This is a genomic window from Ligilactobacillus sp. LYQ135 (assembly GCF_053711055.1).
The window spans coordinates 1-1,062 of sequence record NZ_JBSJYT010000020.1; the positions used below are offsets into that span (position 1 = coordinate 1).

The window sequence follows — 1,062 nt, forward strand, 5'->3', positions numbered from 1 at the left end:
TTTACCTTTTAGGAGGAATATTAATATGACTACAAAAGTAGGTATTAATGGTTTTGGTCGTATCGGCCGTTTAGCATTCCGTCGCATTGCTGAAGTATCAGACAACTTGGAAATCGTTGCTATCAACGACTTAACATCACCAGCAATGTTAGCACACTTATTAAAATATGATACAGCTCATGGTCAATTTGACGCAGAAGTATCTGCAACAGATGATGCTCTTATCGTAAATGGTAAGAAGATTCCTGTATACGCAGAAGCAGACGCAACAAACATTCCTTGGGTTAAAAATGATGGTGTTGAATTAGTACTTGAATCAACAGGATTCTACACATCAGAAGAAAAGGCATCAGCACACTTAAAAGCTGGCGCAAAGAAAGTTCTTGTATCAGCACCAGCAGGTGACATGCCAACAGTAGTATACGGTGTAAATGATGACATCATCACACCAGATGCAAACATCATTTCAGCTGCATCATGTACAACAAACTGCTTAGCACCAATGGCAAAAGCTGTGAACGATGCATTTGGTATCAAAGCAGGTACAATGACAACAACACACGCATACACAGCAACACAACACTTGCAAGACGGTCCAGACCGTAAGGGTAACGTACGTAACGCACGTGCAGCTGCACAAAACATCATTCCTCACTCAACAGGTGCTGCAAAGGCCTTAGGTAAGGTTATTCCAGAATTGGACGGTAAATTAGACGGACACGCATTACGTGTACCAACAATCACAGGTTCAGTTACAGAATTAGTAGTAACATTGGACAAAGAAGTAACAGCAGACGAAGTAAATGCAGCTGTTAAGAAAGTAACAGAAGGCAACCAATCATTTGGTTACAATGCAGATGAAATCGTATCAAGCGACATCATCGGTACATCATTTGGTTCAGTATTTGACCCATCACAAACACAAGTTGTTGGTAAAGGTGACGGTCAAGTTGTTAAAGTTGCTTCATGGTATGACAATGAATCAGGCTTTACAGCTCAAATGATCCGTACATTAGAAAAATTTGCAAGCATGCTTTAAGATAAAGCTTGTTAGTAAGTTTT

General features: G+C 40.0%; 1 protein-coding gene. It reads left to right on the forward strand.

Features of this window, described 5'->3' with window-relative positions; all coding sequences use genetic code 11:
- The first annotated feature begins 25 nt into the window (after positions 1-25).
- Entirely contained in the window at positions 26-1,039 is a 1,014-nt protein-coding gene (gene gap, locus ACWCL1_RS08900; protein ID WP_454546559.1) for a type I glyceraldehyde-3-phosphate dehydrogenase, read from the forward strand.
- Positions 1,040-1,062 lie beyond the last annotated feature (23 nt).

What these genes read in the sequence shown, in the direction of transcription:
- gap (WP_454546559.1), top strand. Translation starts at nt 26, where the DNA reads ATGACTACAAAAGTAGGTATTAATGGTTTTGGTCGTATCGGCCGTTTA.